The following is a 14,317-nucleotide window of genomic DNA, read 5'->3' as shown; positions in this document are numbered from 1 at the left end:
CCTCAGCGTACGTCCAAGGAAGTAACTATGAATTTATCCATTCGCAATCGACTCTACATCTTATCCATTGTGCCATTACTGATTATCGCCATTGGTATGATGTGGTTTACCTATTTAAAAACCACGGGGTTCAATCAGCAACAAATCGAACTGACTCGCTCGAATATGATGAAAATGAAACAAGCCGAATTACATAGCTATCTAGAACTGGCTAAATCCTCTATCGATCCATTTTTACAACGCGGCGCAACCTTAGAAGAAGCCTTGCCAACACTGCAATCGCTCGAGTATGGCGAATCGGGTTATGTCTTTGGCTACGATTCAAAAGGGGTGCGAATCGTGGTGGGTAAAGGAACCAAGGGCATTGGTGATAACTTTTTTAACTTGCAGGACCAGCAAGGTAATTACCTAATTCAAGACCTGATTAAAAACTCAAAAACCGGAGAGTTCACCACCTACTACTTCCCGAAACCGGGTGGAACCGTGGCACTGCCAAAACTTAGCTATTCAATGTTCATTGCGGAGTGGGACTTAGTCATCGGGACTGGTTTTTATACCGATGATATTGATGCAGTGATTGTTGAAATGCAAGAGTCCGCTCATAATGCACTCAATGAAACCCTTGAAGCGATCGTCTTTTTCTGTGTTGTGATCGCCGCCTTTGTTGCTGCGTTTGCCATATTCGTCACCCGCAGTATTTTGCATCCTATTGATGTTTTAGATAAATCCATCAAATCCTTTGCCAGTGGTAATGCGGATCTGACCGCTCGCATGGAAACCTTCAAAATACCTGAATTCGCCGATCTCAGTGCTAATTTCAATCGCTTTGTTGAGAGCTTACAAAATATCATTCGTAATGTGAGTGATGTAGGGCAGCAGGTTGTCAGTGAAACCGATGATATGTCCAGCCGAGCAGCACAAGTTGATGAACTTGCCTCAGGGCAGCGTGAAGAGACCGAACAGGTGGCCACGGCAATGACAGAGATGACCACGACCGCCGGCGAGATTTCAAACAACGCTAGCCATGCCGCCGAATCCGCAAACGAAGCGGAAAGCCACGCCAAAGATGCTCAACAAATTGTTAACTCCGCGGCAAATTCGGTGAGAGAGTTGGCGCTCGAAGTGTCGCAAGCCAGTGATGTTATCTCACGACTAGAAAGTGATGTTAAGAACATCTCTTCTTCTCTCGAAGTTATCCAAGATATCGCAGAGCAGACGAACTTATTAGCGCTTAACGCAGCGATCGAGGCGGCTCGTGCAGGTGAACAAGGCCGAGGCTTTGCTGTCGTGGCTGATGAAGTCCGTAAACTCGCCAGTCGAACACAAGAGAGTACCGGCGAGATTCACTCTATGATAGAGCAATTGAAATCCGCTTCCGATGATGCGGTTAAAGCAATGGATTCAAGCCAAGCGCGTGGCGATAGTACTGTCAAAGAAGCGAATGAAGCTGCGCAAGCCTTAGTGAAAATTCAAGAGTCTATTGTGACCATCATGGATATGAATTCACTCATCGCGACCGCAACAGAAGAGCAAAGCATTGTTGGACAAGAAATATCACAGCGCATTGTGGTTATTTCAGATCAAAGTAGCCAATCGGCTGGGCTGGCGAATCAAAACCGTTCCGGTAGCCAACAGCTGAATGGGCGGGCGAAAGAGCTGTATGATCTGGTTGGGCGCTTTACGGTTTAGTCTAGTTCACCCCATACGTTACCTAAATAAAAACACCAGCGCTTGGCTGGTGTTTTTATTTACATATGTTGAATCGCTTTAGGCAACCGCAAATACAGCCGGTTAGCTATTGTATCGAAACTCGGCATAACCGCATAAACCGCAGCAATAAATAGTGTGGACCCAACAAGATCAATAGGCCGATGCATTCCTAACCATAACCGACTATAGGCGACCGCTGAAGCCCACGCTAACACTCCAATCGCCCAAGAGTATCGTTTGTGTTTCCAGAATAGCCCACCAAAAAAAGCAACACAGATAGCAGCAAAAATCGTATGCCCCGATGGGAATGAATAGTCTGTCTCACCTTGCCAGTGGTAGACACGCCAAGGGCTAACTTCCTCAGAAACACTATCGATCAATTGCATTTGCTTCTCAGAATCCAACTTGTAGAAATGAGAAGGCTTTGGAATCAGTAACTCTTTTGCAAGTAGCTCAGTATAAGGGCGAGGGCTTTCCGTCATCAGCTTTAGGCTGGTCTTACTTACAAACCCAACCAAAAGAAGAACCGTGAGTACCATCATCTGTGCAATCAGTGTTTTCTTAGGTAATTTCAGCATCAATACTGCGAAGCAGAAAACAGTTAAAGTAATGAGAAACCCTCGACTTCCAGCAGAATCCGTGGCTAACGCAATGGAACCACCAAAACCCGGTGAAACCGATGATGTTAAGTCGATATTATCGGTCAACAGTGAGATAGGGACTAACACTAACAGCATAAGCCCCAGAAGGATCAAACCCCTGATTTTACTATCAAATAGGCTCTTCAATGTATTTTCTTAACGGCAGTCTCAAAAGTAGCGCAATATTAACGGATAACGTGTTTAGAAAGTATCAGCTGAATGTCAGATTGATGAAAAATCACCCGCTATCGATCACCCACTATCGATAGCTTGTTAATATCAAGAAACAAAAGAACCCCTTTAAGCGAAACTAAATGGCATAAAAGTGATGCACTGGCCCATGCCCAGCACCAATATCTAACTTATCCGCATGAGCAATGGCCTCGAAAATATATTGTTTGGCCTGACCCACCGCTTCTGCTAATGAATAGCCTTGGGCCAAATAAGAAGCAATTGCCGAAGAGAGCGTACAACCCGTGCCATGAGTATTATTGGTCGCGACTCGCTGGGTTGTGAACACTTGAAGTTCATCATCGATGATCAGTAAATCATTACTTTGTGCGTCTTGATCAAGATGCCCACCTTTTAACAACATACTTTTGGCACCCAGTGACATCAGCTGTTTTACCAATATTGTCATTTCTGCCTGATCTTTCGGTATCGATGATCCGGTCAGTGCCACCCCTTCAGGAAGATTGGGCGTGACAATATCCGCTAAAGGAAGAAGTTCCGTTTTAAGGGTGCCAATGGCAGCAGGTTCAAGCAACAGATCGCCGCTGGTTGCAACCATAACAGGATCAAGCACCACAAATTGAGGCTTGTATTGACGAAGCTTTTTCGCCACCAATGCAATGATTTCAGCATCAGCCAACATTCCTATTTTCACCGCCACAATTTTAAGATCGCTAAACACAGCGTCTAACTGCTTCTCTACGTGCTCTAAAGGGATGGGAAAAATGGCCGACACGCCGCAGGTATTCTGAGCCGTAATAGCGGTGATCACAGAGCAGGCATAACCCCCTGTCGCTGAAATTGACTTAATATCGGCTTGAATCCCAGCACCACCACCACTATCTGAACCAGCAATAGTCAAAACAATCGGAGTGGTTGAACGCGAAGAGTGAACAGACATGAAAGCTTCCTAGCAATAAAAACAACATCATAACAAGAAACTAAGCGGGCGAATAATCTCTTTCACCCTCATTAATCTTTGCTAAACATTCTCGTGTGCCTAGACAACTTTGCCAAAAATTAGATTACTGAACTATAGTCATTGTACTCACAAGAAAGGAGATCTTCATGAATCAGTCGGCACTAATTTCACGATTAAATGAGCTGCCTAGAATACAGGCAGTATTGCAAGAGCTTCTCGATATGGTTAACCAAGACGATGTTGATTTTGGCGAGCTGTCGAGGAAAATATCGGTCGATCAAATACTCAGTGCAAGGTTACTCCGCATGGCCAATTCCGCCCACTTTGGCGGCAGTAAAACCGTTTCATCGGTTAATGAAGCATTGCTGAGAGTCGGTACCGGCGCAGTACGAACCTTAGTCGTGGCCTCGGTTCTATCCAGTGCGTTTCCAAGCATTAAGACCCTAGACATGGATAAATACTGGACCAATACCTTTGAGGTCTCTGTCATTTCAAGCAAACTCGCTAAAGAAATAGGAATGGATGGTAACGAGGTTTTTACTGCGGGTATTTTGCATAACATTGGTGAGTTAATGATTCATACCTTAGTGCCAGAAGAAGCACTAAAAATTCAAGCGCTCATCGATTCCGGAATAAACCCTATCGATGCTCAAGAACAAGTGCTGGATATCTCTGCGCCCTCACTTGGGGCAAAACTCGCGAAAACGTGGAAGTTCCCCGATCACATGGTTGACGCGATAAAGCACTACAATGATCCAAGAGAAGCGGAATTGTCTCCAAAATTGGCGGTATTGTTGCACTTTGCTCACGCGATTAATGACGACTGGGATGCACTGGCTGATGATCAGCAAAAAGTTCTCTACATCGCTGAACATCCCGACGCGAGGCTACTCCATATTTCTTCAGAATTCTCAGCAACCATCGATAATTTTAGGGGTAATGGCCGAGAGTTAGCGACCCAATTAACGGCGGCTTAGCCCGTACAATCAAACCGATTAATTTGACGTGGAGTTCTTCGAGTTTTAAAGAGACTCCACGGGTTTACGCGGCTTGTGTTCCCGTGACCATCTGAAGTCTGAGCGTTCATACATAGGACTGCTCATACTTAAGTCGAGACAACCGCTCTCTTTGATCGGCGCCATGCTAATGTCGGTTTTTTGACCACAAGATACACAGCAACACTGGCAAAAACAAAACCCATACCACCAAGCCAATCAAAGGATTCGCCAAACATCAGCCACGCTTGTAGCGCTGTGGTAGGTGGCACCAAATAAAACACCGAGGCAACACTAGAAGCCGCGCCATTCTTCACCATATACAGTAGCAGCAGCACCGCGAAACACGACAACACCACCACTAGCCATAGTAAGGTAAGAATAAACTCCGAAGTCCATTCTACTTGCCTAGTTTCAAACATAAACGCATAAGGAATAAACAGTCCAGCGGCAGCCACATACTGGAGCATAGCCGCGCCAACCATATCTACTTTCTGGCAGAATTTCTTTTGATACAAGGTACCTAACGTCATACCAAACAGTGAACATAAGGTAATCGAGATAGCTAGCCATTGATACTGCTTTGACTGCCATTCTATATTGCCAACGAGAACTAAGCTTATACCGATGAAGCCCAGTCCCAACCCTAACCATTGAGACAAGGTAAACTTTTCACTCCCCCACGTCAGCAGCAGTACGGCGGTTAGAATGGGCTGAATCCCCACAAGCAGAGAACTTAGCGCCGCTGGCATACCTAAGGAAATAGCCATAAAAACGCCACCAAGATAGAAACCATGGATCAAAATACCGACGACTAAGCAGTGGATCAAGGCTCGTCCTTTAGGAATCGAACGTTTGAGTACCGCAATCAACAACAAAAACAAGACCACATTGGCAACCATACGGATAGAAAGCAAGGTCGCAGGCTCGGCGTATTGCAACCCAAAACGGGCACCTACAAAACCCGAGGCCCACAACATTACAAATACAAAAGGGATCATCCGTATCAACATAAAAAACCCACTAGCCAAAGTGTTAACAATGCTGTTACTTTAATTAGGTACAGCAATGTAAAAAAGGCACAAACAGGACGGTTTTTATGGGTACAGAATGGACACAATGAACAAGTATGATCGAATTGAGCGGTATTTGCGGCAGGCCATTACCGCAGGAGTCTATCAACCAGAAGACAAACTGCCTTCGATTAGACAACTGAGTACCGACAAAAACGTCAGCAAAAATACGGTGATTCGCGCTTATCAAGAACTTGAAGCGGTAGGTCTTATTTATTCGGTTGCTAAGTCTGGCTACCGTGTCAAAGCGATCTCTCAGCCAGATAGCCAATTAAACGCCTCAAACCACCCACCCAGTAAGGTTGATCTCTTATCCATCTGTAAATCCATTCTTACCTACTCTAGCGAGAAAGAGCGGCTTCCCGCCGGATCAGCCCATCCCAATATCAAATTCCCAGCGATTAAAAGCCTGTACGCAGAAATAGGTCGACACAGTAGAATACAAAGCCAATTACCCAGCCAATACCAAATTCCTCCAGGCAACAACCTGCTGATAAAACAACTTCTTAAAATAAGTCATGACCTTGGCATTACTGCCCATTATGGTGATATTGCCGTCACTCACGGTGCTCAGCAAGGAATTAGCCTGGCGCTTCGAGCCTTAACCAGCAAAGGGGACATCGTAGCAGTAGAGTCTCCTTGCTTTTTTGGTAACTTGTTACTCATGGAATCTCTTGGATTAGAAGTGGTTGAAATTCCAAGCTGCCTTGCTACAGGGATCAGCCCTGAAGCATTAGACAAAGCCATAAGCCAGTGGGATATTAAAGCTATTATTGTTACGCCCAATTTTTCCAATCCAACTGGATCACGAATGACCTTAGAAAAGCGCCAACGCTTGCTGGCCGTCTCTAAGAGTATTCCCATCATTGAAGATGATGTGTTTGGCGCGTTAAGTTCGGATGAAAGCATACCAAGCTTGAAGTCTTTAGATACCCAAGATCGCGTTATCTACATCAACTCTCTTTCCAAAACACTCGATTCTCGCTTACGAATTGGGTGGATTTTATCGGGGCGATACCAGAAACACATTGAACGGCTTCTTATCAGCGACAACATGGGCAGCCTTAATTTGATGCAATCTGCCGTCGCGGAGTTCCTCACCACCGGTAAGTATCGCTCTCATATTAATAAAATGAAGCGCGTATACTTGTCCAACGGTAAAAAGCTACATCAGTGGTTAACGGAAGCCTTGAATCAGTACCCATCATTGCAAGGGCGATACCACCTAACCAAGGCTTCAGGATCATTTATCATGTGGTTAACCCTGCCAGAACATATTGATAGCCATCTACTTTATCTTGAGTGTAAAAAAGAGAAAATCGGGATTTACCCGGGTGTCGCTTTCGGCACCAATAACAAGTTTGGTCACTGCTTGCGCTTAACCTACGCAAACTTAGAAGGAACATCCAGCGAAAAACAAGGGATTGAACGACTTGCTCACCTGATCGATCAACACTACCAGCGGGAAGTTAAGTCATACGTGTAAAGAGCATCAACACGCCCTAATCATGTTGTACATAAATGAGTTCGTCGATGTTGAAGCCTCGCTCTTTTGCCATGCGAACAAACTTGTCCTTTACGTCTTGAGGAACGGAACTCGTTCTCGATAAAAGCCACAAGTAGTCCGTATTTGGCCCAGAAACAAAGGCATATTGGTAATTCTGGTGATCCAATTCAAACACCACATAAGACCCATAAAAAGGCCCGAAGAATGACACCTTTAAGTACCCGTCATTTTCACTTTCAACAAAGTATGCTCTGCCTTCCGCCTCGCTCCATTCCGATTCTTCGACTGAATAACCTCGGTTAAGCACCGCCACACCGCCGTCATCTTTAAGGCTATACTCCGCAGTAACTTGGGTAAGGCCGCGTTCAAATGAATGGTCTAAGCGAGCCACTTCGTACCATTTTCCTAAATATCGATTGAGTTCAAAATCAGAAACGGGTTTGACTGTATCTGGCATACCTAAACACCCTTGCAAAAGAACCGCCATTAGCAGCAATACGCTTTTTTTCATCGATAAACCCTTGTTCCACATAAAATAGTCCATTAAAAACAGAAAGGGCCATGGTAACGACCTTCCGCATACCTTCAGTTTTAGGCAAAATCATAAAAAACGCCACGAGTCATTCTATACAGATTAACTCGTGGCGTTCTACTTTCTCTTTCGATTTAGCTATCTAACATTGATATCAATGCTGAATATCGGTCACTAAACAATTGATTTCTAAACAATAGCAGCTTGTAAAATTTGACGGCTTTCAGTGAGAGTGATCGCTTGATGCTCACCCAGCGCAACCAAACCGTGCAATTCAAGTTGAGCGACAATGTTTTCTACTGCTTGCTCAGCCGTTGAACCATGCTCCGTCAATTGAGTTGCAACCCCCAAACTTTGGTAGAAGCTTTCAATCTCATTAATCGTGCGTTCTGCCAAATCATCACTTTGCTCTAAACCAAACACGTTAATGCCCATTTGCTCTAATTTCGCACGTTTATGCGCCAGTTGATTACGAAGTAATGAAGGCTGCACAATCGCCAGTGAACGAGCATGATCAACACCGTATGCTGCTGTCAACTCGTGCCCAATCATATGGGTTGCCCAGTCTTGACGAACGCCAACACCGATCAAACCATTTAGAGCTTGATTTGCTGACCACATCAGGTTTGCACGCCATGCGTCATTGTCACGCTGTTCAAAATCACGACCTAGTTTTAATAAACTGCGCAATAGTGCTTCCGCATAACCGTCTTGCACATAGGCACCATCAACCGTCGTAATGTATTGCTCACACACGTGAACCCACGCATCCACAACGCCATTGACTAACTGGCGGTCAGGCAATGTTTTCATCACATCAGGATCCATGACAGCAAATCGTGGCTGAACGGTTGGCGACATAAACGCTAATTTTTCTTTGGTTGCGCCATTAGTAATCACCGCACCACCGTTTGACTCAGAGCCCGTTGCTGGCAATGTTAAAATTGCACCTAATGGCACAGCCTGCGTAACTTGGTGCTTACCAGCAGGGATATCCCACCCATCGCCATCATACATTGCGGAAGCCGCTACATACTTAGAGCCGTCAATCACGCTCCCACCGCCCACTGCCAATATGTAGTCGACATTTTCACTGCGTACCATTGCCACCGCTTTGTCTAACGTCTCTCTTGTTGGGTTAGGCTCAACACCAGAAAATTCAATCCAGTTATGATTTTTTAGCGCTTCGGTCACTTGATCATAAACGCCATTGGCTTTAATCGAACCGCCACCATAGATAACCAGTACCTTACTTTCTGGCGCGATTTGCGCGCTGACCGCCGCGATTTGGTTTTGTCCAAAAAGTATATGAGTTGGATTCACGTAATTGAATTTCATCTGTTGTTCCTTAATAATTATAGGTCTTCATCATTGCTACAAGTGCATATTACTCTCAATATAGATATTAAAAAGGTATATTAGTCGTGTTTTATTGCCTATTTCTGCTTTTTTATGTACATTCGACACCAATGCACACCATTGATGAAGACAATGAAAACACTGACAACTGCGATGCAAGCCTACGCGAACACACACTCTTTAGAATGCACTGAACAAGTCATAAAGACCGACCTAAAAGGTGTCAGCTTTTATTATTCGAGTACATCAACCCCTCGTCGCCCTCTTCTTTATCAATCAGGCATCATCATCATGGGCCAGGGGCATAAGCGCATTCATTTAGCCGACGAATCCGTCAGTTATGGTGTTGGTGATTATCTTGTTATTGGCGTTCCTCTTCCCCTCGAATGTGAAGCATTTAGCAGCAGTAATGAGCCATTATTAAGCTTATGTATCGATGTGGATTTACCCTTACTCAATACCCTGGTCGAAAAGCTCAACACTTCAATTCCAAACCCAGGAAAATCATCGCGAGGGTTACAAAAAGCCCAGGTCACTTCCGACTTAGAAGACGCCTGTATTCGGTTACTAAAATGCCTTGAAGATAAAACAGAAATGGCCATATTTGGCAAAGACTTGGTGAAAGAAATTGTTTACCGTGTGCTGACCGGACCGCAAGGAAATACACTAATGGGACTGGTTCAACAAGACAGTCACTATGCTCGCATTGCAAAAGTACTCAGTAAACTGCACGGCAACTTTTCTTCTCCGATTAATGTTGATGAATTAGCACAAGAAGCCAACATGAGTGTCTCGGCATTTCATCGTGCTTTCAAAGAAGTGACCTGTGACTCACCCATGCAATATGTCAAGAAAGTGAGACTCGATAAAGCAAAAGAACTGATTACCATTGAAGGTAAGCGAGCAAGCGAAGCAGCAAACCTTGTAGGGTACAGCAGTCAATCTCAGTTCTTCAGGGAGTTTAAACGCCACTTTCAGTTATCGCCTTCTCAAATGACCTAGGTGGATTCAGTGAAATAAAAGCATTTTTCTTGGCGAATTATAACGTTAGCTTCTACTCTTTACCTACACATTATCATTCATAAAGAAGGGACTGACTATGAAGTGTTTCACCATCTCGCTATTGGCGATGGTTATCTCGACGGGGAGTATCGCTGAGGAATCTAAGCCCGCAACTCAAGCAACAATAGACACGAATAACGCCCTGTATAACACTCTTCCATTTAAAGACACAAAAGACTTTGAACGTGCACAAAAAGGCTTTATTGCTAAGCAAGATGTTGTCACGGTCACCAATGAAAATGGTGACGTTGTTTGGGACTTAGAAGAATACAAAAAGTTCATTACGCTCGAGGCTAAAGCACCCGACAGCGTAAACCCAAGTCTGTGGCGTAATGCACAATTAAACGTGATCAATGGCCTGTTTAAGGTAACAGATGGTATTTACCAAATCCGCGGCTACGACTTATCGAACATTACCTTTGTTGAAGGTGAGACTGGCTGGATTGTGTTTGACCCTCTTATCTCTCAAGAAACGGCAAAAGCGGCCCTCGATTTCATTAATGCAGAATTAGGAGAGCGCCCCGTAACGGCCGTGATCTACAGCCACAGTCATATTGATCACTTTGGTGGTGTGCGTGGTATTGTTGATGAAGAAGATGTCAAAGCAGGTAAAGTGCAAATCATAGCTTCACACGGTTTTACCGAGCATGCGGTTTCTGAAAACGTTATTGCGGGTAATGCAATGGGTCGACGTGCAATTTACATGTACGGAGCGCTGCTTCCACGAAACGCACAAGGTGGCGTTAACGGAGGTTTAGGGCAAACAACATCCACGGGCCTTGCGACGCTGATCAGCCCTACACTGGTTATCGAAAAAACCGGTGAAGAGCATGTCATTGATGGCGTCAAAATGGTGTTCCAGTATACACCTGGCTCAGAAGCCCCTACTGAAATAAACACATGGATCCCCGAGAAAAAAGCGCTCTGGATGGCGGAGAACAGCACGAATACCATGCACAATATTTTGACGCTGCGTGGGGCTCAAGTTCGTGATGCATTAAAATGGGCATCATATTTAAATGAAACCATTGAAATGTGGGGCGATGACGTCGACGTTAAATTTCAAAGCCACCACTGGCCAATGTGGGGCCAAGAAGAGATCGTTGACTACTTTAAGCTACAGCGTGATATGTATAAATACACACATGACCAAACCGTACGCTTAATGAACCAAGGCTACATTGGGTCTGAAATTTCAGAAATTATTCAGTTCCCTGACGAAATAGAAAACAACTGGAGCACCCGCGGATACTACGGAACGCTTCGTCACAATAGCCGGGCGGTCTATCAACGTTACATGGGTTGGTACAGTGGTAACCCTTCCGACTTAAACAACCTTCCACCTACCAACGCTGCTGTGAAATACATCGAATATATGGGTGGTGAACGAGCAGTCATTGAGAAAGCCAAACAAGACTTCGACAAAGGTAACTATCGATGGGTAGCCGAAGTACTTAAGCATGTGGTATTTGCTAACCCCCAAAGTAAAAAAGGCAAAGCGTTACTTGCCGATACCTACGAACAGCTTGGTTACCAATCGGAGTCTGGCCCTTGGCGCTCAGTGTACCTACAAGGAGCCTATGAGCTGAGAAATGGCACCCCTTCTGCTGGAGGAACCAATACCGCTTCGCCGGATATTATTAAAAATATGCCACCGGAAATGCTGTTCGATTACCTAGCGGTAAGGCTACTACCAGAGAAAGCCGCTGGAAAAGAATACGCGATCAATCTCGACTTTACTGACCTTGATGAACAGTACACCTTATACATTGAAAACTCGGTGCTTAACCACACAAGAATGCTCAATGACGACCCAGATGTATCGTTAGTATTAACCAAAGCAACACTTGATGATGTTCAACTTGGTATTACTACGCTTGAAAAAGCCATTTCAAATGGTGATATCCGATTAAAAGGTGATACAAAAGTATTTAAAGACTTCGTTGGTATGCTAGATACGTTCAATTTCTGGTTCAATATCTCAACGCCATAGGAAGGTGATATGAAGCCAATACGCTCATGGGTTTTATTGAGTATGGTGATGTCATTAGGAACAAGTTTGCCCGTGCAAGCTTGTTCCTATGATGGACAGTTTAATAACCCATTTACAGAAAGCTTTCCAGGATCACTTGATATTGCGATTGCGACACAAAACGCCTTAGAGGAAAACCATGTAAAACAGGTAGACGCTTTAGATGGGAAGCAAGGGCTAAGGCGAGTGAGTTGGTGGTTAAAATTGATGGCTAAGCAACACTCAAGCGCGCTCGAATCGGTGTCGTATATTTACCTTGTCGACAGCCATCTTTGGTCTAAAGTGACGCAAGGCAACCAGCTCGATATTCATTCCTCTCCAACCTCACAAGCAAAATTATCAGTGATGCTATTAAGTGAAGCGGCGTTGAATGCGCTCATTGAAGATGACCTCGACCTTCAAGATGCCATTGATTTAGGTATTGTTCAGTTCTCTAGCTGACCTATTTCTCTAGTAGCCGGTATTTCTCTAGCAGCAGATATTATTTAACTGGCATTCAAACCGTGAACAGACATCCAAGCAAAACCCAGTAATACACATTACTGGGTTTCTTGTCTCTGGTTGAATGACGATGAGTAACCGTATTTCACTCGTCTAACTGATCGCTAGGCAGAACACGAAGCAGAGCATTAAACGGCACGTTAAACAAAGCTTTAAACAAAGCTTTAAACAAAGCATGAAGTCTCGAATCTTCCCGCCAATACCGCTGCAATTAACGGTTTAGTCGACGTCTCAATAAAGTCAGTAAACACTGCCATCGATAAAAAATAACCCTTCTCCTCACCAAACCGATCCTCCCGATGTTTTTTTGAGCTATAACAATACTATCTTCAAAAAAGTCAGGCATAACGAAGTGAGTCTATTCATCTTTATACCGCCTTAAGGAGAAATCGTTGTGAAAATGTCATTTAAGCGACTCAAGATACTCATCAAGCAATTGATGGAAACCGAAGTGTCCTCACCCGAAACGCAGGCCGCACGCATCTATGCTTCTGGGTTATCTGTCGAGTTAAACTGGGCAAACGATGTTTCTGAGCTTGATAAGAATACCTTTGAATACCTCTATCAAAGCATGCCGCTTAACATGATTGAAAGCGTGCAGTACCAACTGCTTCAAGAGCAACAGTTTCATCTAGCCGAAAAATGGCAAAAACTGATTTCTCATCTGACTCTTCGCCACCAGCAACGGCTTTATTAACAACAGACGAATGAACAATGATTCTTGCGAGCTATGATGGTAGTCTGCAATAACACATCCGCAGTTTACAATGTAAATAAGTAACCTCTTCTCTCGGTTTCCATGTTGGCAAGGATTAAAAATGAATCTAGATAAAGCGAAAAAACGAATCGCGAAACAGGTAAAAAAAGGCTTTAAAGGCTACCCACAAATCACCATAACATACTTCGGAACCAGTAAAGATTGCGCGACTGAGGTGGCTGTCCAGTTTTTACAAGAGGAAACTGGCGAAGTACAGGAAGAGCGTTTCAACAGTGATACAGACGCTCGGGAAAGCGAAGTGATCCAAACGGTTCTACTGAAAATCATCGAGAGAGCCAATGCTCATTCGGTTATCGAAGTTGAAGAGGTCTCCCTTCTATAATGCACTTTCTTGATCGACTCAGAATCTACTTTTATCATCGAAATCGAATAAAAAACTGGGCCGGAGACAATTCAAAAATACAGGGCTGGACGAGTATTGAATCGCAGCACAACCGATTTAAAATCATTCAACAAGCCTGCGAATTTCATAACAAATACGTTGTTGACCTGGGGTGTGGTTATGGGGAACTGTTTGATTACCTCACTCAATACCATACCTTGAGCCGTTACACTGGCGTTGATCAGCAGCCACAGTTTCTAGCCCAAGCAAAAAAGCGATTGGCTAAGCAACGGGACGTATGTGAATTTGTTCATGGCGATATCAGCAAATTCACCGCCAACAATGCCGATATTGTCATAGCGAGCGGCTCATTGAACTACCACAGCCGAGAGCCTGACTATCTGACAGGTATGATTTCGCATATGTATGTCATGGCGAATGAAGCCATCATCTTTAACTTGCTCGATTCAAGCACCTTTCCCAAGCAACCTTTTTTAACGGGGTACAACAAACAAGGAATCGTTCGCTATTGTAAAACCCTGTGCGACAACGTGGAACTTATTGATGGGTATGACCAACGCGACTTTACGATTGTCATGAAAAAATCGATAGAGGATGATAGCAAATAATGATGGCAGACAATGATGGTAGA

14 protein-coding genes are annotated in these 14,317 nt (G+C 44.3%); 9 read left to right on the top strand and 5 right to left on the bottom strand.

Features of this window, described 5'->3' with window-relative positions; genetic code table 11:
• The first annotated feature begins 27 nt into the window (after nt 1–27).
• Nucleotides 28–1,689, top strand: a complete 1,662-nt coding sequence (locus tag A1QO_RS19550) for a methyl-accepting chemotaxis protein (protein ID WP_017034808.1) — start codon at nt 28–30, stop codon at nt 1,687–1,689.
• 59 nt (nt 1,690–1,748) lie between these two features.
• Here the strand turns inward: A1QO_RS19550 and A1QO_RS19545 are convergent, their stop codons facing one another.
• Nucleotides 1,749–2,498: a phosphatase PAP2 family protein gene (locus A1QO_RS19545; RefSeq protein WP_017039206.1), complete on the bottom strand. Its 750-nt coding sequence runs from the start codon at nt 2,496–2,498 to the stop codon at nt 1,749–1,751.
• Nucleotides 2,499–2,661: 163 nt separating this feature from the next.
• The gene (thiD, locus tag A1QO_RS19540; protein ID WP_017039207.1) at nt 2,662–3,483 is read right to left on the bottom strand and encodes a bifunctional hydroxymethylpyrimidine kinase/phosphomethylpyrimidine kinase; all 822 of its coding nucleotides are present in this window, start codon (nt 3,481–3,483) and stop codon (nt 2,662–2,664) included.
• 167 nt (nt 3,484–3,650) lie between these two features.
• Here thiD and A1QO_RS19535 point away from each other — a divergent pair, with 167 nt between their 5' ends.
• On the top strand, nt 3,651–4,481 hold the full coding sequence (locus A1QO_RS19535; protein WP_017039208.1) for an HDOD domain-containing protein: 831 nt from the start codon (nt 3,651–3,653) through the stop codon (nt 4,479–4,481).
• 128 nt (nt 4,482–4,609) lie between these two features.
• Here the strand turns inward: A1QO_RS19535 and A1QO_RS19530 are convergent, their stop codons facing one another.
• The gene (locus A1QO_RS19530) at nt 4,610–5,512 is read right to left on the bottom strand and encodes a DMT family transporter (protein WP_026026805.1); all 903 of its coding nucleotides are present in this window, start codon (nt 5,510–5,512) and stop codon (nt 4,610–4,612) included.
• A 97-nt stretch (nt 5,513–5,609) separates the two neighbouring features.
• On the opposite strand from A1QO_RS19530, the gene A1QO_RS19525 reads away from it, so the two are divergent.
• Complete coding sequence (locus tag A1QO_RS19525; protein WP_017034813.1) at nt 5,610–7,058, top strand: PLP-dependent aminotransferase family protein; 1,449 nt, start codon at nt 5,610–5,612, stop codon at nt 7,056–7,058.
• 16 nt (nt 7,059–7,074) lie between these two features.
• Here A1QO_RS19525 and A1QO_RS19520 read toward each other — a convergent pair whose 3' ends face one another.
• Entirely contained in the window at nt 7,075–7,590 is a 516-nt protein-coding gene (locus A1QO_RS19520; protein ID WP_026026554.1) for a lipocalin family protein, read from the bottom strand.
• A gap of 210 nt (nt 7,591–7,800) precedes the next feature.
• On the bottom strand, nt 7,801–8,949 hold the full coding sequence (locus tag A1QO_RS19515; RefSeq protein ID WP_017041933.1) for an iron-containing alcohol dehydrogenase: 1,149 nt from the start codon (nt 8,947–8,949) through the stop codon (nt 7,801–7,803).
• A gap of 153 nt (nt 8,950–9,102) precedes the next feature.
• Here A1QO_RS19515 and A1QO_RS19510 point away from each other — a divergent pair, with 153 nt between their 5' ends.
• The 6 genes from A1QO_RS19510 to A1QO_RS19485 all read left to right on the top strand — a co-directional run bounded on the left by A1QO_RS19510 (nt 9,103) and on the right by A1QO_RS19485 (nt 14,294).
• Nucleotides 9,103–9,972, top strand: coding sequence for an AraC family transcriptional regulator (locus tag A1QO_RS19510; RefSeq protein WP_017034816.1), 870 nt, complete (start codon nt 9,103–9,105; stop codon nt 9,970–9,972).
• A gap of 97 nt (nt 9,973–10,069) precedes the next feature.
• Complete coding sequence (locus A1QO_RS19505; RefSeq protein ID WP_017041932.1) at nt 10,070–12,025, top strand: alkyl/aryl-sulfatase; 1,956 nt, start codon at nt 10,070–10,072, stop codon at nt 12,023–12,025.
• Nucleotides 12,026–12,034: 9 nt separating this feature from the next.
• Nucleotides 12,035–12,505 (top strand): hypothetical protein, encoded by a 471-nt coding sequence (locus A1QO_RS19500; protein WP_017041931.1) that lies wholly within the window; start codon nt 12,035–12,037, stop codon nt 12,503–12,505.
• Between the two features lie 460 nt (nt 12,506–12,965).
• The gene (locus A1QO_RS19495; RefSeq protein ID WP_017034819.1) at nt 12,966–13,262 is read left to right on the top strand and encodes a hypothetical protein; all 297 of its coding nucleotides are present in this window, start codon (nt 12,966–12,968) and stop codon (nt 13,260–13,262) included.
• 121 nt (nt 13,263–13,383) lie between these two features.
• Nucleotides 13,384–13,665 (top strand): hypothetical protein, encoded by a 282-nt coding sequence (locus A1QO_RS19490; protein WP_017034820.1) that lies wholly within the window; start codon nt 13,384–13,386, stop codon nt 13,663–13,665.
• A complete protein-coding gene (locus A1QO_RS19485) occupies nt 13,665–14,294 on the top strand; it encodes a class I SAM-dependent methyltransferase (protein WP_017041930.1) in 630 nt (209 codons plus the stop codon). Before A1QO_RS19490 ends, A1QO_RS19485 begins: the two co-directional genes overlap by 1 nt.
• The last annotated feature ends 23 nt before the right edge of the window (nt 14,295–14,317 follow it).

It is taken from the genome of Vibrio genomosp. F10 str. ZF-129 (assembly GCF_000287055.2).
GTDB lineage: Bacteria > Pseudomonadota > Gammaproteobacteria > Enterobacterales > Vibrionaceae > Vibrio.
Note: the sequence above shows the minus strand (reverse complement) of the source record. Positions and strands in the feature narration are given on the sequence as shown.